The 22,697-nt window shown below is 38.7% G+C and carries 20 protein-coding genes and 1 tRNA gene; 12 read left to right on the plus strand and 9 right to left on the minus strand.

Annotated elements, in window-relative coordinates; all coding sequences use genetic code 11:
• Positions 1 to 56: 56 nt before the first annotated feature.
• Entirely contained in the window at positions 57 to 1,043 is a 987-nt protein-coding gene (locus tag I6F65_RS17420; protein ID WP_024610792.1) for a GGDEF domain-containing protein, read from the minus strand.
• Positions 1,044 to 1,400: 357 nt separating this feature from the next.
• Between I6F65_RS17420 and I6F65_RS17425 the strand changes: the two genes are divergently transcribed.
• The gene (locus tag I6F65_RS17425; RefSeq protein WP_197114146.1) at positions 1,401 to 3,179 is read left to right on the plus strand and encodes a DUF885 family protein; all 1,779 of its coding nucleotides are present in this window, start codon (positions 1,401 to 1,403) and stop codon (positions 3,177 to 3,179) included.
• A gap of 113 nt (positions 3,180 to 3,292) precedes the next feature.
• Positions 3,293 to 4,759 (plus strand): FMN-binding glutamate synthase family protein, encoded by a 1,467-nt coding sequence (locus I6F65_RS17430; protein WP_007579865.1) that lies wholly within the window; start codon positions 3,293 to 3,295, stop codon positions 4,757 to 4,759.
• A 49-nt stretch (positions 4,760 to 4,808) separates the two neighbouring features.
• On the opposite strand, the gene mtnK is transcribed toward I6F65_RS17430, so the two are convergent.
• Complete coding sequence (mtnK, locus tag I6F65_RS17435) at positions 4,809 to 6,026, minus strand: S-methyl-5-thioribose kinase (RefSeq protein ID WP_197114147.1); 1,218 nt, start codon at positions 6,024 to 6,026, stop codon at positions 4,809 to 4,811.
• A 129-nt stretch (positions 6,027 to 6,155) separates the two neighbouring features.
• On the opposite strand from mtnK, the gene mtnA reads away from it, so the two are divergent.
• Positions 6,156 to 7,181 carry an S-methyl-5-thioribose-1-phosphate isomerase gene (mtnA, locus tag I6F65_RS17440; protein ID WP_197114148.1) on the plus strand — a complete coding sequence of 342 codons (1,026 nt, stop codon included), beginning with the start codon at positions 6,156 to 6,158 and terminating at the stop codon, positions 7,179 to 7,181.
• Positions 7,182 to 7,240: 59 nt separating this feature from the next.
• Here mtnA and I6F65_RS17445 read toward each other — a convergent pair whose 3' ends face one another.
• The 3 genes from I6F65_RS17445 to I6F65_RS17455 are packed head-to-tail and all read right to left on the minus strand — an operon-like array spanning position 7,241 to position 9,092.
• Positions 7,241 to 7,783, minus strand: a complete 543-nt coding sequence (locus I6F65_RS17445; protein WP_197114149.1) for an acireductone dioxygenase — start codon at positions 7,781 to 7,783, stop codon at positions 7,241 to 7,243.
• A complete protein-coding gene (gene mtnC, locus I6F65_RS17450) occupies positions 7,780 to 8,466 on the minus strand; it encodes an acireductone synthase (protein ID WP_024610788.1) in 687 nt (228 codons plus the stop codon). Before mtnC ends, I6F65_RS17445 begins: the two co-directional genes overlap by 4 nt.
• The gene (locus I6F65_RS17455) at positions 8,463 to 9,092 is read right to left on the minus strand and encodes a methylthioribulose 1-phosphate dehydratase (protein ID WP_197114150.1); all 630 of its coding nucleotides are present in this window, start codon (positions 9,090 to 9,092) and stop codon (positions 8,463 to 8,465) included. Before I6F65_RS17455 ends, mtnC begins: the two co-directional genes overlap by 4 nt.
• Positions 9,093 to 9,200: 108 nt before the next feature.
• Here I6F65_RS17455 and I6F65_RS17460 point away from each other — a divergent pair, with 108 nt between their 5' ends.
• The 4 genes from I6F65_RS17460 (at position 9,201) to I6F65_RS17475 (ending at position 13,211) form a co-directional block, all read left to right on the plus strand.
• Entirely contained in the window at positions 9,201 to 10,343 is a 1,143-nt protein-coding gene (locus I6F65_RS17460) for a methionine aminotransferase (protein ID WP_197114151.1), read from the plus strand.
• Positions 10,331 to 11,104: an amidohydrolase gene (locus I6F65_RS17465; protein WP_197114152.1), complete on the plus strand. Its 774-nt coding sequence runs from the start codon at positions 10,331 to 10,333 to the stop codon at positions 11,102 to 11,104. Before I6F65_RS17460 ends, I6F65_RS17465 begins: the two co-directional genes overlap by 13 nt.
• Positions 11,105 to 11,181: 77 nt before the next feature.
• The gene (locus I6F65_RS17470; protein ID WP_197114153.1) at positions 11,182 to 12,597 is read left to right on the plus strand and encodes a mannose-1-phosphate guanylyltransferase/mannose-6-phosphate isomerase; all 1,416 of its coding nucleotides are present in this window, start codon (positions 11,182 to 11,184) and stop codon (positions 12,595 to 12,597) included.
• A gap of 38 nt (positions 12,598 to 12,635) precedes the next feature.
• Positions 12,636 to 13,211, plus strand: a complete 576-nt coding sequence (locus I6F65_RS17475; RefSeq protein WP_024610784.1) for a hypothetical protein — start codon at positions 12,636 to 12,638, stop codon at positions 13,209 to 13,211.
• A 38-nt stretch (positions 13,212 to 13,249) separates the two neighbouring features.
• On the opposite strand, the gene I6F65_RS17480 is transcribed toward I6F65_RS17475, so the two are convergent.
• The 3 genes from I6F65_RS17480 to I6F65_RS17490 all read right to left on the minus strand — a co-directional run bounded on the left by I6F65_RS17480 (position 13,250) and on the right by I6F65_RS17490 (position 16,936).
• Positions 13,250 to 15,406 (minus strand): response regulator, encoded by a 2,157-nt coding sequence (locus I6F65_RS17480; protein WP_166109986.1) that lies wholly within the window; start codon positions 15,404 to 15,406, stop codon positions 13,250 to 13,252.
• Between the two features lie 283 nt (positions 15,407 to 15,689).
• Positions 15,690 to 16,346, minus strand: a complete 657-nt coding sequence (locus I6F65_RS17485; RefSeq protein WP_024610782.1) for a response regulator transcription factor — start codon at positions 16,344 to 16,346, stop codon at positions 15,690 to 15,692.
• 218 nt (positions 16,347 to 16,564) lie between these two features.
• Positions 16,565 to 16,936 (minus strand): histidine triad nucleotide-binding protein, encoded by a 372-nt coding sequence (locus I6F65_RS17490; protein ID WP_166109983.1) that lies wholly within the window; start codon positions 16,934 to 16,936, stop codon positions 16,565 to 16,567.
• 92 nt (positions 16,937 to 17,028) lie between these two features.
• Here I6F65_RS17490 and I6F65_RS17495 point away from each other — a divergent pair, with 92 nt between their 5' ends.
• Positions 17,029 to 17,628 carry a DUF2057 domain-containing protein gene (locus I6F65_RS17495; protein WP_166109980.1) on the plus strand — a complete coding sequence of 200 codons (600 nt, stop codon included), beginning with the start codon at positions 17,029 to 17,031 and terminating at the stop codon, positions 17,626 to 17,628.
• 58 nt (positions 17,629 to 17,686) lie between these two features.
• Here I6F65_RS17495 and I6F65_RS17500 read toward each other — a convergent pair whose 3' ends face one another.
• Positions 17,687 to 19,531, minus strand: coding sequence for a M1 family metallopeptidase (locus tag I6F65_RS17500; RefSeq protein WP_197114154.1), 1,845 nt, complete (start codon positions 19,529 to 19,531; stop codon positions 17,687 to 17,689).
• Positions 19,532 to 19,673: 142 nt separating this feature from the next.
• Here I6F65_RS17500 and murB point away from each other — a divergent pair, with 142 nt between their 5' ends.
• From murB to I6F65_RS17520, 4 genes are all read left to right on the plus strand, one after another.
• Positions 19,674 to 20,684, plus strand: a complete 1,011-nt coding sequence (murB, locus tag I6F65_RS17505; RefSeq protein WP_197114155.1) for a UDP-N-acetylmuramate dehydrogenase — start codon at positions 19,674 to 19,676, stop codon at positions 20,682 to 20,684.
• On the plus strand, positions 20,681 to 21,673 hold the full coding sequence (gene birA / locus I6F65_RS17510) for a bifunctional biotin--[acetyl-CoA-carboxylase] ligase/biotin operon repressor BirA (RefSeq protein WP_197114157.1): 993 nt from the start codon (positions 20,681 to 20,683) through the stop codon (positions 21,671 to 21,673). The genes murB and birA overlap by 4 nt, the downstream gene beginning before the upstream one ends.
• Entirely contained in the window at positions 21,670 to 22,380 is a 711-nt protein-coding gene (locus tag I6F65_RS17515; RefSeq protein WP_197114159.1) for a pantothenate kinase, read from the plus strand. The genes birA and I6F65_RS17515 overlap by 4 nt, the downstream gene beginning before the upstream one ends.
• A gap of 126 nt (positions 22,381 to 22,506) precedes the next feature.
• Positions 22,507 to 22,582: transfer RNA gene (locus I6F65_RS17520), tRNA-Thr, on the plus strand.
• Positions 22,583 to 22,697 lie beyond the last annotated feature (115 nt).

A 22,697-nucleotide genomic window follows, 5' to 3' on the forward strand; every position in this document is an offset into this window, starting at 1 on the left:
CTAGTGTACTTTATTGTGCCGTGCTGGTGCAATTTGAATATGATTCATCAGGCGATTTAATGTCCAGCAGTAAAACAGCTTTGCCCGAGTGAGCGCGCTTTAAAAGCTGCTTGAGAGGCTTTTCTTGCTAGTTGATTGAAGTCATCTAACTGATCGTGTTGCGCAATACCTAACGATAAATTAATTGCAGGTAGCTTAGTACCCGTTTTTGAGCTAACAAAACGCAGCTTTTCAACACCATTACGTACTTTTTCGGCAATTACATTCGCTGTTTCAGGGTCTATGTCGGCTAATAATACGGTAAATTGATCTTTAGCTGTACGCCCTGGTAAACCACTTTGAAATACGTATTTTTGAACTTGTTTTGCCACTTTGTTTAAAATAACTTCCCCGATAATATCGCCGTAATTATCAGTAAAATGATCTAAATTATCGATTTGTATCGCAATAGCGCAAATAGATTTTTGCTGATTGGTCCACACTTGTGTTTGTTGTGTTAGATAATGGCGTTTATAAAGACCCGTTTGGCTATCAACAACATGTTGCTTACGTAATTGAGTAAGCTGTTTTTGTGTTTTGTCATGTAGTCGTTTAGCTTTACTGAGTTCTTGTTTAAATTGTTTGTGTTGTTTTAATAGTTCTGCGGTTTGATTATTCAATACTTCAAGCGCTTGGCGACTCTGTTCTATGTTGTTTTCATCTAGTGTATGTACACACTCGCTTACTTGACCAGCAAAGCGAATTATTTGTTTTTCAGTTGCTTGAGCATTGTGAGAAAGTGAATTTATAACACCATCAACATTTTGAATCATACTGACTTGAGTTGTATGACCCGTATTTAAAAATTCAGAATATAATTGTTCGATTAAAACGCTATCAATATTATCGTTAGTCGCAATAATGCGATCTAGAGCGTTATTTAGCTTTAAATTAGTTTGGCTTGTGTAAGTATAAACAACTTGATAATTCAAAGGAGTAGGTGCAAGCGCAAAGCGTTCTAAAAAAACACACACCTTAGTCATTTTTTCTTGTGCAATAGCCATGGAATCATGGAACATCATTTTAAATACCAACTAAGTACGCAGTAAGTGCAAATTCGAATATCTCATTCCATGAGGCGGTTATGCATCCCAGCTTTTTATTATTTTTATCTACAGTAATCTTTATAATCGCTATTTAAAAGGAAAAATGAGAGTTAGGGAACTTAAATTTTACTTTAGCGGCTCAATAGCTGTTTTTGTCATCAATTAAGCTTGTTTTTACTTCATTTAATGTATGTAACGTATTAATACACTTAGTATAAGTAGAGATTATTACTATGAGGTTGGTCTCATTTACTTGCTATTTATTTACCCTACGATAGCTTTATGAAATTAATTACATTACTAAGTCACATTATAATGAATCATTTTTTACTAAGACCATTACGCCAATCATTATTTGGTATTACGGTTTTGTGCTCATTAAGTGCATGCCAAATGACCATGCAAAATTCAGATCAACAATTTACTCAAGTAGCGCAAAGTATTGTTGATTATAGAGAAAGTATTAACCCTTACGATCGTGTAGGTGGTGTTGAAGGTTATTTATTACCAAATTTATCCCCTGAATTTTTAGCGCAAGAATATAAAAATAAAACGCGATTACTTGCTGAATTAGACACTATTAATATTGAAAAGCTAAGTGATGAAAATCAAATTAACTTTGATATTATTCGAGCTCAAGTACAAAACAGTGTCGATGAATATGTATTTAATGCGCACTATATGCCGCTTACCTCTGAATATGGGTTTCATTCTGGTTTGTCGTACATAATAAATAGCTCTCAATATAAAAACTCGGAAGATTACCAAGTTTATCTTGCACGATTGGCGCAAGTTCCACGCTTTTTTGAGCAAAACATGTATTGGATGAAAAAAGGGCTTGAGACAGGGCTTACTCAACCCAAAGCTGTATTGGAAGGTTATGAAGATTCAATTAATGCCTACATTGTTGACGATGTAACTACGTCTGAATTTTATAAACCATTTTTAACTAACACAGCTGGTTTAAGCGAAAGTGAATTTAAAACACTACAACAAAAAGCCAAAATCATTATAAAAGAAGAGGTTATAAAATCTTATAAAGATTACTTAGCGTTTTTTACGCAGCAATATCGACCTGGTGCACGTACAAGTATTGGTATATCAGATACACCTAATGGCGAAGCGTTTTATAAAAATAGAGCTAAGTACTACACCACCACCGATATGACACCTAAAGAGATTCACGAACTTGGCTTAAAAGAAGTTGCACGAATTCGTAGTGAAATGGAAAACGTAATAGCAGAAGTAGGTTTTAAAGGTACGTTTGCCGAATTTATCCACTTTTTACGCACTGATCCACAATTTTACGCCACAACACCAGAGCAACTTTTAAAAGAAGCATCTTATATTGCTAAAAAAATGGATGCACAACTGCCGAAGTTATTTCATACCTTACCGCGCAAACCTTATGGTGTAGCACCCGTACCAGCCAGTATTGCTCCTAAATACACAACAGGTCGCTATTCTGGCTCTAATCGAGATGATGAAGCAGGGTATTATTGGGTAAATACTTACGCTTTAGATAAGCGCCCTTTGTATGTTTTAGAAGCATTAACGCTGCACGAAGCCGTGCCTGGCCATCATTTACAAATATCACTAAATGCAGAGCTAGAAAGCCTACCAAGCTATCGTCGTGATGCTTACCTTTCGGCATTTGGTGAAGGTTGGGGGCTTTACTCTGAGTATTTAGGGATTGAAGCTGGTTTTTATCAAAACCCATATAGCCGTTTTGGTCGTTTAACTTATGAAATGTGGCGAGCGGCACGTTTAGTTGTTGATACGGGTATGCATATGTATGGCTGGAGCAGAGAGCGTGCCATGAACTTTATGAGTGAAAATACAGCGCTTTCGTTGCATAACGTTAAAACAGAAACCGATCGTTATATAACATGGCCTGCACAGGCGCTTTCGTACAAAATAGGTGAGCTTACTATTAAGCGTTTACGCATTGAAGCAGAGCAAGCGCTAGGAAAAAGCTTTGATATTCGTGAATTTCATCATCAAATATTACGCCATGGTTCAGTGCCTTTATCGGTACTTGAAACACAAGTGCGTTTATATATAAAAGCAGAGTTAGCTAAACAACAGAATTAGATATTAAGGCAGTTAAAGCCTTGAACAAATAAAAGTGTTATGTCATTTTGGTGGTATAGCACTTTTTTATTTTAAAAACAGTCATCAAGGGGCCTTGGGTGAGTAATTTTATAATGTTTAGTATTGATGTATTTGCAAGTATGTTTATTGTTGTTTTAGGGTTGTTGGTTTTAATCGTTGTCGTTTTTTATATTCGAGATGTAACACAAACTAAGCATGCTATTAGACGTAATTACCCTGTTATTGGTCGCTTTCGATATTTTTTTGAACGCCAAGGTGAGTTTTTTAGACAGTACTTTTTTGCTCAAGATAGAGAAGAAATGCCATTTAACCGCGCTGAGCGTAGTTGGGTTTATCGTGCAGCAAAAGATGTTGACCGTACGGCTGCATTTGGCTCTACACAAAGCTTAGAAGTAACAGGTACGGTTATGTTTATGAACTGTGCGTTTCCTACTTTAGATGAAGAAGCGCTCGACCCGAGTAATGTTACTTTGGGTCCATACTGTAAAACACCTTACACAACCAACTCGTTATTCAATGTATCTGGTATGAGTTTTGGCGCGCTTTCAAAGCCAGCTGTACGGGCCTTATCAAAAGGGGCAAAACTAGCGGGTTGTTGGATGAACACCGGTGAAGGGGGATTAAGTCCTTATCATTTAGAAGGTGGTGCCGATTTAGTGTTTCAGATTGGTACAGCTAAATATGGTGCACGAGACGAGCATGGAAATTTAAGTACCGAAAAGCTAAAAGAAATAGCGGCTCACGAACAAGTAAAAATGTTTGAACTTAAAATGAGCCAAGGTGCAAAACCAGGTAAAGGCGGTATGTTACCAGGGCGCAAAGTTAACGCCGAAATAGCTAAAATTAGGGGTATTCCAGAGGGACAAGACTCTATTAGTCCCAATGGTCATCCTGAAATTAAAAACCCAGCCGATATTCTTGATATGATTGCCACTGTACGTAACGCGACAGGTAAGCCTACAGGCTTTAAAGCGGTAATTGGTGCTTACGGATGGTTAGAAACGTTGTTCGCTGAAATAAATCACCGTGGTATAGAGTCTGCACCTGACTTTATTACTATAGATAGTGCTGATGGTGGTACGGGCGCTGCACCACAACCGCTTATGGATTCAGTGGGTTTACCACTGCGCGAAAGTTTACCGCTTGTAGTTAACATGCTTGAAAAACATGGGCTGCGAGATCGTATTAAAATAATCGCCTCAGGTAAATTAATTGTTCCTTCAAAGGTGGCTTGGGCGTTAGCGTTGGGTGCTGATTTTGTTGTATCGGCTCGAGGGCATATGTTTGCACTGGGCTGTATTCAGGCAATGCAATGTAATAAAGATACCTGTCCGACCGGGATCACTACGCATAACGAGCGTTTGCAACGCGGCTTAAATGTAGCTGATAAAGCGCAACGAGTAGCTAACTATAATAAATACATTCATTACGGAGCTGGGCTAATAGCCCATTCTTGTGGTGTGACTAGTGCACGCGAATTAAAACGTGAACATGTACGTATAGTGCAAGAAAGTGGTTTATCAGAACCGCTCGATAAAATTTACGAAAACTATAAGTAAGTTTTTAACTAACTAAAAAAGGCGCTAATAGCGCCTTTTTTAGTATTTTTTAGTTTAATTGGCTTATTAATAAACTAAAAAATGCTTCTTTGTTGTTGCACGTGTGGGCATTCAAAATAAGTTGCTCGCCTAGTGCTAATGTTTGTTTTTGCACTATAAGACGCGCCTTATCATCACCAATACTATCTATATCGGTTACATGTGCGAGCCCTATGGTGCGCCTAATTAACTCAGCACCACAGTAACCAATGGCGTCTTGTAATACGCCTTTTATAAAGTATTCACCGTAGCCTGTAACCTTTAGCGCACCTTCAGTAGTGTGCTCATTTATAAGCGTAAGCCAATGTTGTTCAAATAAGGTATAGCATTCAACAAGGGTGCTTAATAAGTGGGTTTGATAATTACGACGAGCCACAAAATCTTCAATATGCCCGTATTGTGCGCAGTAATTTAAAAGTAAATTACCAATAAAAGAGCCAATATCGAACCCAGCAGGACCAAAAAAGCCAAATTCAGGGTCGATCATCTTCGTATTATTACAATCAACAAAAATACTGCCGCTATGCATATCACCATGAAGTAATGTTTGCGGGTTAGATAAAAAATTAGCTTTTAGTTTTGCTATTTCTAACTTTAATACGCTGTTTTTTTGTATTGCATCAACTTCGCTTTGTAGTTGCTCTGGGTAGTTATTGCGTTCGTGCTCAATGTACGGATCGCTAAAAAATAAGTCCTCAGTGATTTGGCAAAGTTCAGGATTAGTAAATTGACTAACAAGTGCTTTTTTAGTTTGTGCGGTTAAATAAAAATCTGAATTATAAAAACCAGTATGACTTAAGTAGGTAGCTACATGCTGCGCCAATTTAGGAAATTGCTCCGCATTATTTTGTGCAGTGCGCAGTATTTGTAAATTACCTAAATCTTCTAAAATAGTCAGTGCTTGCATTTCACTATAATGTAAAACCCTAGCAGTATAAGTTGGGCAAATAGCACCATGATTAAGCAAAACTTGTGCTTCTATACGAGCTCTATCAAGCGTTAATGGCCACGACTCACCCACGCAACGCGCGTAAGGCAGAGCTTGCTTTAAAATAACGCTATTATTTTGCTCATCAGTAACTCTAAATACTAAATTAAGATTGCCATCACCAAACTCATATGCCGATAAGGTTTGTCCTTGAGCAAAAAAATTACATTGTTTAGATTCAATTAATGTCGATACGTAATCGATAGCGCGCTGTGCGTTAAAAGCAACATAGTTAGTCATGGTTTAAATCTCAAAAATCAGCTTTTAAGCATTCTATACTTTTAAATGTTTAGATGTCTACAAGTCCAACTTGAGAGTTATTCAAAGTGGTGTAAAATAACGTTACGCATTTTTAATACCTTAAGCATTATGCAAAATTTAATCGCAAGCAGTTTAAAATATGAAAACGGGTCGCTTAGTGTGCTTGACCAATATTTACTACCTCACCAGCAGGTATGGCATCAGTGCCATGATGTAGAAACCATGAAAGAGCTGATCATTAGTTTAAAAGTGCGTGGAGCTCCACTTATTGGTTTAAGCGCGAGCTTGCTAGTGGCGTATTTAGCTGAGCAAGGGGTAGTTAAAAGTGAGCTTGAAAAAGCAATCAACGAACTAGAAGCCACTCGTCCAACGGCGGTTAATTTAATGCATTGTATGGCGGCATTGCGTAAAGCTTTAACGCAAAGCGATTATGTTGCCGGTATTGTTACCACAGCTGAGCGGTTGTTTATAGAAGATATAGCGCTGTGTGAGCGAATGGCAAACCGTGGCGCCGAACTTATAAATAGCGGCGACAATATATTAACCCATTGTAATACAGGGGCACTTGCAACCGCTGGTATTGGTACTGCACTCGGTGTTATTTACAAAGCGCAGCAAAAACATGGCAACGTACATGTGTGGGTTGATGAAACACGACCATTATTACAAGGCGGTCGCTTAACTGCCTTTGAGCTTGAGCGCTGGAAAATACCTTACACATTAATTTGCGATAATATGGCGGCAAGTTTAATGGCTGCAGGTAAGGTGGATAAAATAGTGGTAGGGGCTGATCGTATTGCTGCCAATGGTGATTTTGCTAATAAAGTGGGTACCTATAATTTAGCCGTACTTGCGTATTTTCATAACATTCCATTTTATGTGGTTGCGCCTGTTACCACGCTTGATACCAACACTGCTTGTGGTAATGATATAGAAATAGAGCAACGTAATCCTCAAGAAGTGCGCGGAGTTAGCGGTAGCTTTGGCGAGGCTTTATGGGCGCCCACCAATGCTAATGTGTATAACCCTGCATTTGATATAACGCCGGCAAAACTGGTTACAGGATGGGTGTTAGACACCGGTGTGTACAACCAAAATCAGGTTGAAAATGGCGAACTTTTAAAGCTTAAGTAATTTCGCGATATTTTTGGTCCACGTTATCTCTATTAGTGTGGACCAAGGTTTTGAATGACTTACGATAATAGTGGAAATTGCTTTGCAACAGACGACTCTGTACTTTTAGCTACCCAGCCCTCTGTATTATTAAATAACCGAATGGCAGTAAACTCAGGATCGCTTCCCATATCAAACCAATGCGGGGTAAGTTCAGGCACTGAGATTAAATCGCCTTGTTGGCAAAGTACCTGATAAACCTTATTGCCTAAATGCAGGCAAAATAGCCCTTGGCCTTTTACAAAAAAACGCACTTCGTCTTCACTATGAGTATGTTCAAATAAAAACTTTTTGCGCAGCTCTGATGCGCCAAGATTACCTTTAGCTAGAGATATAACGTCTACTGTTTGATAGCCATTTTCAGTTTTTAACCGATCTATATCGTTTTTGTACGCACTAATAATTTGCTCATGGGTGGTGTGTGCATTAATATCTGCATTTGCTTGCCACTGTTCAAAGCGTACGTTTACTTTAGCTAGTTGCTTTGCAATATCATCTGCATTTGATGTGCTTACAAGTGCTTTGTTTGCATTGTTGTCGGCATACACCGTTAATTGGCTCATACTAATTGCTCCAATTTAAATTGGCTAAAGTCATTAATATAAGGGTGTGCTTTAGTGCTTGCTTGCCCATCACGAATTAAATGTAGTGTTTTTAAGCCCGCAGCCTGCGCGGCATCAAGCTCGCCGGCTACATCACTTAAAAAGAGTATTTCTGCTGCTTTAAACGGTAACAGATCAACAATAGTGTTATAGGCTGTTTGTTCTTGTTTTGCGCCAACTTTGGTGTCAAAAAAGTCAGTAAACAAGCTGCGAATGTCGCCATAATCACTGTATTTAAAAAGTAGCTGCTGCGCTTTTACCGACCCTGACGAGTACACATACAAAGTAATATCGTTGTTGTATTGAGCTTGTAAAAAATCAAATGCATCTGGGTATAAATGACCCTTAAAATCACCGTGTTCATACCCTGTTTGCCAAATTAAGCCTTGTAACTGCTTAAGTGGAGTGATTTTTTTATCTTCATCAATCCAGGTAAGTAAAGTGCTAATGACTTCTTCTATATCGGCGTTTGGCTTTTCGATAAGCGCTTTTACGGCACTAATTTGCTCGGCTACATCTGGCTTATTAGCATTGGCACGTACAAAGGTAGGTAACTGCTTTGCCGCGTAAGGAAACAACACCTCTTTAACAAACGAGATACGGGTTATTGTGCCTTCGATATCGGTTAAAATGGCTTTAATCATTTAGTTACTCCCGCTTGAATGCCTATTATTTTTAGGCGCTCTAATTCGCAGCTAAATAAAAACTCTAAGGCTTCTAGGTGGCGACGAACTTCATCAATATTGCGCCCTACAGCATATAAACCATGGCCACGTATCAGTACGCCATGCTCTATCGGCGTATGTAAATGATGGTCACTGACCAGCAGGCTTAATCGGTCAATATCTTGATCGTTATCAAAAATAGGAATGCTCAGCGTTTCTAAATGCGAAGTAAAGCCGCTCAGTGCTTTTTGCATTTCATAACCTGTTAAATCAAGCTGATGCCTTTGGGTAATTTGCGACAGTACGGTAGCGGCTACAGAATGAGTATGCAAAACACACTGTGCATCAGGTATAAGCTGATACAAACTTAGGTGTAATTGTGTTTCTGCCGATGGCTTTACAGCTCCACCTAGGCGTTCGCCTTGATGATTTAATTGCAAAAAGTGGTCTTGCGTAAGTGAGCCTTTATCGTGTCCACTTGCCGTAACAACAAAACCAGTGCTGGTACGGGCTGAAAAGTTTCCGCCTGTTGCGGGTACCCAGCCTTTTTGGCTAACCCATTTTCCGGCTTCAATAAGTTGTGAAATAGCGGTATTGTTTTGCATACATTCCTCACTAATGAGCGTAAAGTTAATTGTTTTTAGACGGCTATACTTCTGTTTTAAGCAATGATAGCATCGCTTTAAGCGCAAAACCATCATTAAGGGCATCACGTGTTTGAAAGTAAATTACCAAATTTAGGCGTTAGTATATTTAGCCAAATGAGCGGGTTGGCTAGTGAGTTTTCGGCAATTAATCTCTCTCAAGGCTTTCCTGAGTTTGATGCTCCTGATCTTTTAAAAACGCAGTTAAATTATTATGTGCAGCAGGGCGTTAATCAATATTCACCTTCAAGTGGTGTACCACGATTACAGCAACAAATTGCTGATTTAGCAAAGCGCAAATATGCAGCTGATATAAACGCGGCTGATCAAGTTACTGTTACCTCGGGTGCAACAGAGGCATTGTTTGTGGCTATTCAAACAATTGTGCGCCCTAATGATGAAGTGATTGTATTTGACCCTGCATATGACTCTTACCAACCGGCAATTGAACTCGCTGGTGGAAAGTCGGTACACATTGCTTTAAGTGCGCCTAACTACACCATTGATTGGCAAGTAGTAAGCCAAGCAATTACTAAAAATACCCGTGCAATTATTATTAATACACCGCATAACCCGAGCGGTAAAATATTGCAGACACAAGATATAAAAGAGCTTAAAAAGTTAGTTGGTACTCACAATTTGTATGTAATAAGCGACGAGGTATATGAGCACATTACGTTTGATCAGCAACCGCATTTAAGCGTATTACGCGATGATGAATTATTTGACAAAAGCTTTGTTGTATCGAGTTTTGGTAAAACGTTTCACAGCACGGGCTGGAAAATGGGTTACTGTATTGCACCTGCCGATTTAGCTGTCGAATTTAGAAAAATTCATCAGTACGTTACGTTTTCAAGTTTTACCCCTGCACAGCATGCGCTTGCCGATATGCTCGAGCAGCAAGGCGAGCATATAGATGAGCTAAGTGGGTTTTATCAGCAAAAACGCGACTTATTAGCGAGCCATTTAAGTAACAGCCGTTTTAAAATTTTACCTAGCCAAGGCACTTACTTTTTATTATTAGATTACAGCGATGTATCGGATTTAAACGATGTTGAATTTTGCCATTGGTTAGTTGAGCAAGCGGGTGTGGCGGCTATTCCGTTAAGTGTGTTTTATCAAAAGCCCCCAACCGATAAAGTCATTCGTTTATGCTTTGCTAAAAACGACAACACTCTCATAGAGGCTGCGCAAATATTATGTCAACTTTAACCATTACAGCATTGCAAAGCTCGCTTCATTGGCTTGATAAAGACGCTAATTTAGCCATGTTTAATAAGCAGCTTGAGGCAATTACGCATCAGCCCGATCTTATTTTATTGCCCGAAACATTCTCGACTGGCTTTGCTATTAATTTAGATTGTGCAGAGCCCGAAAACGGTAAAGTACTGACTTGGTTAAAGGCGCAGGCTCATAAACATAATGCGGTTATTGCCGGTTCGGTACTTGTTGCACAAGGTGATAAAAAAGCCAATCGGTTTTATTGGATAAAACCAGATGGTGAGGTGAGTTATTACGATAAGCGCCATTTATTTCGCTTAGGCAGTGAAGGCGATTACGTTGTAGCAGGGCAAGCGCGTAAAGTTTTTGAAATCAACGGTTTCAAATTATTAGCACAAGTGTGTTATGACCTGCGCTTTCCGGTATTTCAGCGCAATAATAACGACTACGATGTAATGATAAACGTAGCTAATTGGCCTGCTGTGCGCCGCCATATTTGGGATACATTACTTATGGCGCGTGCAATGGAAAACCTATGTTACGTAGTAGGCGTTAATCGTGTGGGTGACGACGGTAATGGTGTGGCGCACAATGGCGGTACCGCAGTATACGACTTCAAAGGCGATGCTTTGACTAAAGCGCAGGATAACACCGAGCAGCTAGTGACTATAACACTTGAAAAAGCGCCACTTGATGAGTTTAAAGCAGCGTTTCCTGCCTATTTAGACGCTGACTCTTTTTCATTAATATAGAGCATGTTAATTTAGCTAAGAGCCAATAAGATGTTAAAATAGTCGCTGATATTTTTTGTTGGCGGCTAATTTACGTTATGAACACTTTAATCACTCCTGTAGTTTTAGCCGGTGGCATAGGCTCTCGCTTGTGGCCACTTTCTCGCCAAGCAATGCCTAAACAATTTTTACCACTACTAAATGAAAATACGTCATTGCTGCAAAGTACATTAGCGCGAGTTTCTAATGACTTGTTCGATAACGCTATTTTAGTGTGTAATGAGCAGCACCGATTTATTGCTGCAGAGCAAGCAGCAAGCTCAACTCCTACTGCATTATTACTCGAACCTAAAGGTAAAAATACCGCGCCTGCTATCGCATTAGCCGCCCACTATGCACTGCAAAATGGGATTACCGGACCGCTATTAGTGATGCCTGCCGATCACCATATTGAAAACTTTGGAGTATTAACAGCTAAGCTCCCAGAAGCTTTAAAACTTGCTGAGCAAGGTAAGCTTATTACGTTTTCGATTACGCCTACAGAGCCGCATACTGGCTATGGTTATATAAAACAAGGCGCAGCTATTGCTGGAACGGGTTGTTACGATGTTGCTCAATTTAAAGAAAAGCCTGACTTAGATACAGCAAACCGTTATTTAACCCAAGGAGGTTATAGCTGGAATAGCGGCATGTTTTTATTTACCCCTGCGGCCTATTTAAAAGAGCTCGAACGGTTTGCGCCAAAAATAGCAACGAGTGTCGCTGCAGCGGCACAATTTACCAAAGATTTAGGGTTTACCCGCCCAAGCAATAGTGCGCTTGATCACTGCCCAAGCGATTCAATTGATCACGCCATTTTAGAGCGCAGTAATAACGTAGTTGTTATACCTGTTGATTTAAAATGGAGTGATGTAGGTAGTTTTTCATCCCTTGATGCGCTTACAAAAAAAGATGAAAACGGTAATAGTTTAAATGCTAATTATATGGCTCAAAAAAGCACTAATAACTTAGTTATTAACGAAGCTGAACATACTATTGCCACGCTTGGAGTAAGCAATTTAGCAATTATTCATACTCATGATGCCACGTTAATTGCAAACCAAAATGAGCTAGATTCTTTGCCTTTGTTGCTTAAGCAAATTGCTACAACACAAGCCGATAAGCTTAACCATCATCAAGTGGTTTTTCGCCCATGGGGAAATTACCGTACTTTGGTTGAAGGCACTGGCTTTAAAGTTAAAAAAATTACTGTTAACAGCGGTGCTAAGCTTTCGACGCAGCGCCATCAGTATCGCGCTGAACATTGGGTTGTGGTTTCGGGTATTGCAGATGTGTGTATTAATGAGCAAGCGTATACGCTAACGCATGACCAATCGTGTTATATCGCGGCTAAGCAAATTCATAGTTTGGCTAATAATCAAAAAGAGCCGTTAATTGTCATTGAAGTGCAAACCGGCACTGTACTTAATGAAAGCGATATAGAGCGATTTGATGATAAATATGGAAGGGGTTAAAAAATCAAAGCCATGCCAAAAAGGACGTTTCAACATCAATGAGTAAAGTAATTTATAAAATAACGCCGGATGTTAATCATTACAGAGTCATATTTCCTGATAGCGAAGCTTTATGTGAACCTGACCTATGGAAACCTGATACTTCTACAAAAGAGTCTACACTGATAAATTTTAGTGCCCATTATAATAATGAAAAAGAGACACCCCTAGGTGATTTCACTGCAATTAATTTACAAGGTCTTGCTATAAGGGGCCATGTAGCAAATGAATTGGCTGAACTTTTCGAAGATTCGGGAGAGTTACTTCCTTTCTATGTAGGTGATGATAATTGGTACTTTTATAATGTCACTCGAAAAATAGAGGGTATATTAAATGTTGAGATGAGTACTTTTATGCTGCCAAGTTTAAATATCGGATTACAAAAAGCGGTGTTCAAAAAAGAAAAACTACCAAAGCATAGCTGCATATTTAAAATGCCAGAAGACCGATTTGAAGGCACTTACGTTTTTGACTCTCGTGTAAATGATAGAGACGTTTCTTTAAACCTATTTTGTGCCTTGCAAGCACATGACTTTACTGGGCTTAGCTTCGAAGAAGTTGCGAGGTTTGAATAGTTAAAAGCAAAGCATTGAAAATATGTGATTTTTTAATGCTACCCTAACTGTCCGCGCACATACTTTAAATACTTCTCTAAGCTGCGTTGCCACAGATCTAAGGCTTCATCAAGCATATCGTTATGTGGCTTTTTATCAAGTAAACGGCGCTCTATTTTTTTAAGCTCAATACCATAGCGGTTAAAACCCAGTTGCAGAGCCGTACTTGCTTGGCGATGTAAAAGTTTAATGCATTGCTCTGGATGTTGATCTATTAATTTTTGACAGCGAATAAGTTTATTGCGCGCCGAAAGCACAAACTCATTATAAATTGACGACACTTCGTCTTCACTAAACGAGCTGGTGAGTGTTTCGGCTGCGGTTTTATCGTATAACGTATCTATTAGCTCAACAGCAATGCTAGCGGTTTGATTTGATTGAGAGTCGCTAAGTGCTTGGCGAAGCTTTTCATGCTTAATAGGCTTGCCTACAATATCTTTTATTCCTAATTCTAAATATTCTTTCACCTCGTCAGGGCTAAGGCTTGCAGTAAAAGCGAGTACAGGGGTGCGTTGGTTTTTATGATCAATGCGTTTTAAGCGCTTAAGTACTTCTTGCCCTGTTAAATCAGGTAGATTCATATCAAGCAAAACAACATCAAAGTGGTGGGCTTGCATGAGTTCTATGGCGCTTTTGCCATCTTTTGCGAGCTTAATTTTGTGTTCATCGTCTGCCATAAATTCAATAGCAATTTTTTGATTTAAATCTAAATCTTCAACCAACAATACATCAAGACCCGTTAAATAATCTTTAGTTTGATGACGCTGCTCTACAAGGCTCAATTCACCTAAAGTAAAAGTAATGGTAAAGCTAAATACACTGCCAATACTTAGCTGGCTTGCTATTTCGAGCCGGCTACTTAGTTTTTCGAGTAAACGACTGGTAATAGCTAAACCAAGACCTGTTCCGCCTTTTTCTTTACCTGCACTGCTTTGTACATAAGGTTCTGTTAAGTAGGCTATCTCGTCGTTTTCTATACCTGGACCTGAGTCTTTTACACTAATTTTTATGGTATGCTCAAGTTGTTCTTCAGCCATTAAATCAACTTGAATTTTTACACTTCCGTGATCAGTAAACTTAATTGCATTACCGACTAAGTTAATAATAATTTGCCTAAGCTTTTGTTGGTCACAGTAATAACAGGCTTGGTCGGGAATATTACATACAAGTTCAAACTTGAGTTGTTTTTGCTCCGCTAGCGGGCTGAGTAACAGGCATAAATTGTTAAGCCATGTTTTAAACTCTATATCCTCTTCGTAGAGCGCTTCATCACTTTGATCTAGGCTTGCGTAATCAAGTACTTTATCTACTAGTAAATTGAGCGATTCGGCGGAGTTTATAATTGCTTCGCAATAAGCTTTATTACGCGTATCACTAGTTTGATTCATAACAAGTTGGGCACTGCCTAAAATACCGTTAAGTGGAGTGCGAATTTCGTGGCTTATAGTTGATAAAAATAACCCGCGTATTTCTAAATCTTTTTGTGCTTTGTCGGCTAATTTATTAAGGTGCTGCTCTCTTCGCTCATTACATAACAGCGCCATGCCCGCAGCATAAAACATAGGGGCAATTACACCATTTAAAAATAATAATGAGCTAAACCAGCCGTTTACTAAAAGGTTTTTTTGTTCAATATTATTCATAAATAACGAGCGACCAATAAAGCTAAAAGTAACAAGCGTTAAAATTGTTATGTATACAATACTGCCGTTAGGGTAGGGTTTTCGGGCATACTTAATGAATATAAACAGTAAAAAGCTAGCTTCTGCAATGTGTTGTATATCAGAGGCAATGACTCTTTCACGCAAAGAAGGGTCGAAAAACGTATAATAACCAAGCATTACAGCAGTAAATGCAGTAATTGAGCAAAGTAATTTAAAACCAATCCCGTGGTAGTTCAAAAACTGGCTCAGCGAAAGGCAATGCACAATTGATGCGGCAAACATCATGCAGCTGGCAATATTAATAATAACTAAATTGTGAGTATCACCAACGAGGGTAAAGCCAATAACAGAACCCAGCAGTAAAACAGGATAGAAAATATAAAGTAAGGTACCTGGAATCTGTTTGTTTGTGCGCCATGTTAAAAAGTTAAGTAAGGTCATTACAACCATGATGGCTATGCTGGCAAAATAAAGAGTGAAAGAGTCTAGCATGGGAATTCCAGCAAAGTAGCGTTTAAACTAAGGTTATCAAAAGTATACACTGATACCAATCCGCAATAATACTAATCAATTTAAGGGATTAAACCAGACGCTAATTGCGTTAAAAATGTCTGACTGAGATCAACTAAATAACGAAATTTTTGCTTTGTTATCGACAAATACTCTTGTTCTAAAATAGATCATTTAATTAAGTGAATTGGTATTAAATAAGCACATAACACATACAAAAACAGACACCTGAGTGTCTGTTTTAATGCTTAGCCGAAATTTATATTTAGCGAATTTCGTCTGGTATATTTTGCTGTGCCCAAGACAGTAACTCAATACGGTTACGGCATTTAGTTTTTCTAAATGCGCTGTATAAGTGTGTTTTTACAGTGTGCGGGCTAATGCTTAGCTCTTCAGCGATTTCTTTATTTTTAGAACCATTACTCATTAACGAGATAATTGCTTTTTCTCGTTTAGTTAATTTAACAGGTTCTATATCACCTTCGGTAAGCTTATGTAGCGCGTCTTTATTAAACTGCAACATGCGGTTTAATGCGTTACACATAATGTCGCGGCGATACCAAAGCTGATCTTCCATTAACAAGCGAATACCTTTCATTAATACATCCGCATTGTCGGTTGTATAAAATACGCCACGAATACCGCTTAATAGTGCGCGATTAGCTAGTTCTGGGTTTTCGTCTAAATTAAATAATATGATATCGCATTTTATACGTAGGTTTACTAATTGTTCTTTTAGTTTTCCCCATGCATCCTTGCTTGATGTTTCGATAAACAAAAGTCTAGTCCCTTCAGGTATATCTAAAATATTAGTACCTGTGGTTACGTTAAGACCTTGTGTTTTTAACAAAGGTTCTAAAACGTTAATGCCAATTGTGTTAATTGGCTCCTGATCTAATAGCAAAAAGGCAGAACTGCTCATGTTTTTTATACTCTTTTATAAAGCTGACTGATTAAGTTTATCACGACTTCCAGACCTTTTGTATTAGAAAGTCATGGATATACCTAAAAACAAGTACGATTTTACGATTATTTAAACACAAAATGTTGCAAATAAGTAATTGTTTTTTACTTTATGGTGATGAATTTTATTAACATTTGTAATCTAATGTGAGGTAAAAAGTGCTTCATCAAATAATTTTAAATAGTTTCTTTTTTAGTGTCTTGGTATGGAGGCCAGCCCATCTCTTTACCAGCAAGCATGTGTAAATGTATGTGATATACAGTTTGCCCACCGTGCTCATTACAGTTCATCACAACACGATAACCATCATCAGCGAAGTTATTTTGTTTGGCTATTTTTGCAGCAGCAACGTATAAATTACCAACTAAATGAGCGTTACCTTCATTTATATCATTTATAGTGGCAATTGCTTTTTTTGGGATAATTAACACGTGAAATGGAGCCTGAGGGTTTATATCTCTAAACGCAAGTGTGTCATCGTCTTCGTAAACAATACTTGCTGGAATTTCACGATTAATTATTTTTGTGAAAATAGTTTCTTGGCTCATAGTGTGTTCCTAATTAAGTGTTATGAATTTTAAGCTCACTAATGACAAACTTTCAAAGCGGTGTCAAACTGAAATCAAATAAAGGAGTCAATATGCGTAAATCAATGTTTTTAGGCAGTGCAGTTGCACTGTTGTTTAGTGTATCGAGTATGGCAGAGAATATTCACTTTCCTGAAGAGTTTGTGCCATTACAAGTGGGTGAGCGTATTATTGAAAGCTCATTATTTAGCCGTGTTGATGATGTAGAACTCGCACCAGGTACTTATCAGTTAAGATTAAAATATACCGATTTATATGAAGACGATTACGATACGCATGAAGTTGTTGAGTCTGAACCTTTTTGGGTAGAGGTAACAGTTGAAGCAGGAAAAGATTATGCGTTAGTGTTTAATCGTGCCAATAACGCAATTTCTGCTAAGGTCTTTGCAGAAGCACCTGAAGTAGGCTTAAAGGCAAAAAATAGCTCATTAGCTGTGCCATTAGATATTATTTCTAATAAAGAGCTGGCAAGAGAAATGCCGGTTAAGCAAATGGTAAATAAACCAGTAGTATCACAAAGAGTGGAGCAATCAGTTTCTACTGCGCTAAACAACGACAAAGGCATACCAAGCGCTGCCGACATGCTTGATTTTTGGTGGCAACAAGCAACACCAGAACAACAAAAAGCATTTTTGAATAAAGTAAAAAAATAGTTTATTTGCATTAAAAAAGGGTCGAATTATCGACCCTTTTTGCATTTAAAATATTAAGTTATTTATCAAACAATGCATCTATAGTGCCTTGCGCTAGTGGGTGATACCCAGGACGCGCTTTTAAGTACACACTTTGTGCCCACTCTTTTTTACCGTTAGTGATAAGTGATTTATATAACGGAACAATCAATTTACGACGACCAATACCTGATAAATGTTTATCAAGCGCAGGGTAAATTGGTTGATAACCATTGCCTACTGCCAGCATAAACCAAGCAAATGCACGCTCTGCATTGGTTGACTGCGTTAAGTTAAACTCTGAGTCGAGTTCTACCATGTGCTCTTGGCTTAAATCGCGTGGTAAATTATTTAAAAAGTGTAACCACTCATGCACAGACCAATCGGTAGTAGGAAGTTGTGCCGCTGTTGTGTCGCCTTTTAACCATGCTGCAGTTTCAGTATCTACTTTATCAAATGCATCAGACGTTGGATTTGGTGCATCACTCGGTAAGCCTGGCTCAAAAATCCACTCATTTACTTTATCCATGCTTACAACGCCAGGATACTTTTCAATTAAGTTAGCTTTTAGGTAAACAACAAACTCTGCTGTAGTAAGCGATTTAAACGAAAACTCTTTAAAGTACGCTTTTACAAATGGGTCAAATTTATCGCGACCGTATTTGTTTTCTAGGTAAATTAAAAATAACTGACCTTTAGTGTAAGGCACTGAACTGAAAGCATCGTCTGGGTCGCGACCATTAAGTTTTAAGTTAAGGCGGGTATCTGGTGCATCGATTGTTTTAATTTGTGCACGTAAAGACGCTGAATCAAGTGCTTGTTCCATAACAGCACGATCTCGACCAAATACTTCTTCCATAATGCGGTTTTCAACGTACGAGGTAAAACCTTCGTTTAACCATAAATCTTCCCACGTTGCGTTAGTTACTAAGTTACCAGACCAAGAATGTGCAAGTTCATGGGCAATAAGGTTAACTAAGCTTTTATCGCCTGCAACAACGGTTGGGGTAATAAATGATAAGCGTGGATTTTCCATTCCGCCAAACGGAAAACTAGGTGGCAACATAAGTAAATCATAACGCCCCCAAGCATATTCGCCGTACATAGCATTTGTTTTGTCGATCATGGCTTGTGTGTCGTCAAATTCAGCAACTGAGGCTTCTAAAATTGTAGGCTCAGCAAAAATACCTGTTTGATGAGACATCGCTTTAAATTCTAAGTTACCAGCGCCAATTGCAATTAGGTAAGGTGAAATAGCTTGTGGCATATCAAAGAGGTAGTCGCCATCTTTGTAAAGTGCATCTTTATTGTCGGCGCTCATTACAGCACGCACGTCTTTTGGTGTATGTATACGTGCAGAGTAAGTTACACGCATTGCTGGTGTATCTTGCACTGGTATCCAACTACGAGCATGAATTGCTTGCGATTGGCTGTACATAAATGGGTGCGTTTTGCTTGCTGTTTGCTCAGGTGTTAACCACTGCAAACCAGATGCTTCTGGGCGGCTGTTATAGTAAATTCGGACTATTTTAGCTTGGCTTTTAAAAGTAATCGTTAGTTTAGAACCTTTAACATCGTCGCGGTCAGCTAAGCTAAATTTTGCTTTGTGCCAATCGCCACTTTGATCTTCATACATTACTTTATCAATGTCTAAATCGCGGGTATCAAGTACGAGAGTTCTGCTTTTGCTGTTGTTCCACTGAAGAGTGTGCTCAACAAAACCTTCTAACTGCTTGTCGGCAAAATCGACATCTAAATCAAGGTTTAAGTGAGTAGTAATAACATCATCAAGGTTAGCATACGAGTTTTGGTCAATAGCATTTGCCATTGCTTGCGAGTACATACCTGCCATAGCGAGGCTTAAAAAAAGAGGTTTGATTTTCATAATTACCCTGAACACAAATAAAAAGAACACGTTTTATATCACGATTGGTTGAGTGGGTTGAGTGATTTTTACAATCTGATGCGCAATTTGCGACGATGAGGTAAACTATTGCGATTAGTTACCGGTATATTTAGAGAGCTTTGTGGCGCACGCATTACAACCCTTACATACATTTGCATTGAATAACCAATGCCAAAATTTTGTTGAAATCACTCATTTAGAGCAACTTAAAACGCAAAGTTTTGAGTCTCCTTTTTGTTTGTTAGGAGAGGGAAGTAATACTATTTTTTTGAATAACTATGCTGGCACTGTTATTAAAATGGCGACCAAAGGCATTAAAGTCAATGAACGCGAAAGCGATTACTTAATTGGCATTGCTGCAGGCGAAAACTGGCATCAACTAGTCAGTTATTTACTTGATGAAAATATTTCAGGGCTTGAAAACTTGGCACTTATCCCAGGTACAGTGGGCGCAGCACCAGTACAGAACATTGGTGCATATGGTGTAGAGCTTGCCAAATTTGTAGAGTCAATTGAGTATTTTGATATAGCAAGTAAAGCCATTGTGAGCCTTAATAATACACAGTGTGAATTTGCTTATCGCGACTCTATTTTTAAGCATGCTCTTAAAAACAAAGCCGTTATTACTCAGGTGCATTTAGCGTTACCTAAAAAGTGGCAGCCAGTTCTTAGTTATGGACCCCTACAACAAATTACAGCAATTACACCGCAGGCTGTATTTGAGCAAGTAATACATACGCGCAATAGTAAATTACCCAATCCTTATACATTACCCAATGCAGGCAGTTTTTTTAAAAACCCTATTATTACTAATGAACGCCTGAGTAAACTATTAAAATTTTTTCCGGAGCTACCGCATTACGAATACGGAAAAAATCATCACAAAGTAGCGGCGGGCTGGTTAATAGATAAGGCAGGTTTAAAGGGTTATAGAGTTGCTGGTATTGAAGTACATCAAGAACAAGCTTTAGTGCTCGTAAACCATGGTGAAAGTGAAGGTGATGATTTAATCGCTATGATCAAGCATATTCAGCAAACTGTATTTTCACGTTACAGCATTATGCTTGAGCATGAAGTACGTTTATTTGATCAAACCAGCGAATATCATATTAATACGGAGTCGGTACAGTGAAAGCACCTAATGGAAATAAGCTCGCCATTTTAAATGCCTTAAATGAAGGTGGCTTTGTATCTGGTCAAGCGCTAGGTGATGAGCTAGGGATTAGCCGTGCAGCAGTTAGTAAACATATTAAAACCTTGCAAGAGATGGGTTTAGATATTTTTAAAGTAACTGGTAAAGGTTACAGCTTAAATAATCATGTTGGTCTTTTAAACCAAGTGCAAATACAAAAAAACTATAAAGCGCTGGGTGCAAGCACTGCCAATGTAGAAGTTCATCCTATTATTGATTCGACCAATAGTGAGCTAATGCGCCGCATACAAGCAAAAGAGACGCTTGAGTCGGGCACGGTTATAGTTGCCGAAATGCAGCAAGCAGGGCGTGGACGTCGCGGGCGTGTTTGGCAATCTCCATTTGGTGCAAACCTTTATTACAGTTACTTTTGGCGTTTAGACGATGGTTTGCAAGCAGCAATGGGTGTATCTATTGCTGTTGGCTTAGCTGTGTATGACGCCATAAAAGTGCTTTATAACATTGATATAGAACTAAAGTGGCCAAACGATATTTACTTAAATAAACAAAAGCTAGCTGGAGTATTAGTTGAGCTTGATGGGCAGCCGCAAGGACCATGTCAGTTGGTGATTGGGATAGGTATAAACTTACAAATGCCAGACAGTTTTAGCCAGCATATAGATCAAGCATGGACCGACTTAAGCCAACATACTCAACAACTCGATAAAAATCAGCTGGTGGCTTCACTTACTGACTGTCTAGAGCAACGTTTAGTAGAGTATCGCCAAACGGGTTTGCAAACTATGTATGAACAATGGAATTCATTAAATGCATTTGCAGGTGAATGTGTTGAGTTAAATACAGGACACCGCAGCTGGCGTGGAATATGTGAAGGTATTGACTCACAAGGTGGCATTCGCATTCGACAAGATGGCGAAGTGAAAAGTTATTATGGCGGCGAAGTTTCTCTTAGAAAGGCACAAATATGAGATTGCTGATTGATGTAGGAAATACATCGTTAAAAGCGGTGCTTTGGCAAAATAAACAAAGTAAAGCCGCTGATATAAATAATTTACCTTGGTCGCAAATAAAAGAAGTTGTATTTGCCTGCGTAGGTCGTAGTGAATTACTAAACGATATTCGAACGCAAGCTGCTATTAATAATATTAATTGCTTTGAAGCAAAAGTAACAAAAAAGCTTGGAGAATTGACCTGCGCTTACGAGCACGTTAATAATCTAGGAATCGATAGATGGCTTGCGCTTATTGCTGGCTTTACACTTTGCCCTAAAAAGGCATGTATTGTTGTTGATGCCGGAACAGCGACCACAATTGATGTTCTTAATAGCCAAGGGCAGCATTTAGGTGGTTGGATTTTACCTGGGCTTGATTTAATGACCTCATCACTCACACAAAATACTCAGCGTGTTTTTGACGATGATAAAACACCGTTTGCTAATGAATTGGGTAAAAACACACCTAATGGTTTAAAAAATGGTGCCTTGGTTGCAACTGTTGGAGCCGTTGAACAAGCAAAAAAACACTTAGGCGTGCAAAAAAACACTCAACAGGTGCAAATAATTTTTGCTGGTGGCTATGGCTCATTATTACAACAGCAATTTGAAGGAAGTATTTTTGATTCATTGTTAGTAATGAAGGGCTTAAATTATTGGTACGAATTAACCGAAACAGTATAAAAAAGTGTAAAAAACATAAATTCGAGTGAATATTGAGCATTTAAACTAAAAATTTACACTTTTTTTAATTTTATTGTTGCATCCCAATAAGCCTTACTCTAATATCTCGCCCCGTACTAAAGCAGTGCCGACTTAGCTCAGCTGGTAGAGCAACTGACTTGTAATCAGTAGGTCAACCGTTCGACTCGGTTAGTCGGCACCACTTTCCTTTTACCGAAAGTGAATTAGTAGAGAATTATCGTGGAGGGGTTCCCGAGCGGCCAAAGGGATCAGACTGTAAATCTGACGGCTCAGCCTTCGCTGGTTCGAATCCAGCT

Source organism: Pseudoalteromonas sp. SWXJZ94C (assembly GCF_015864385.1).
Taxonomy (GTDB): domain Bacteria; phylum Pseudomonadota; class Gammaproteobacteria; order Enterobacterales; family Alteromonadaceae; genus Pseudoalteromonas.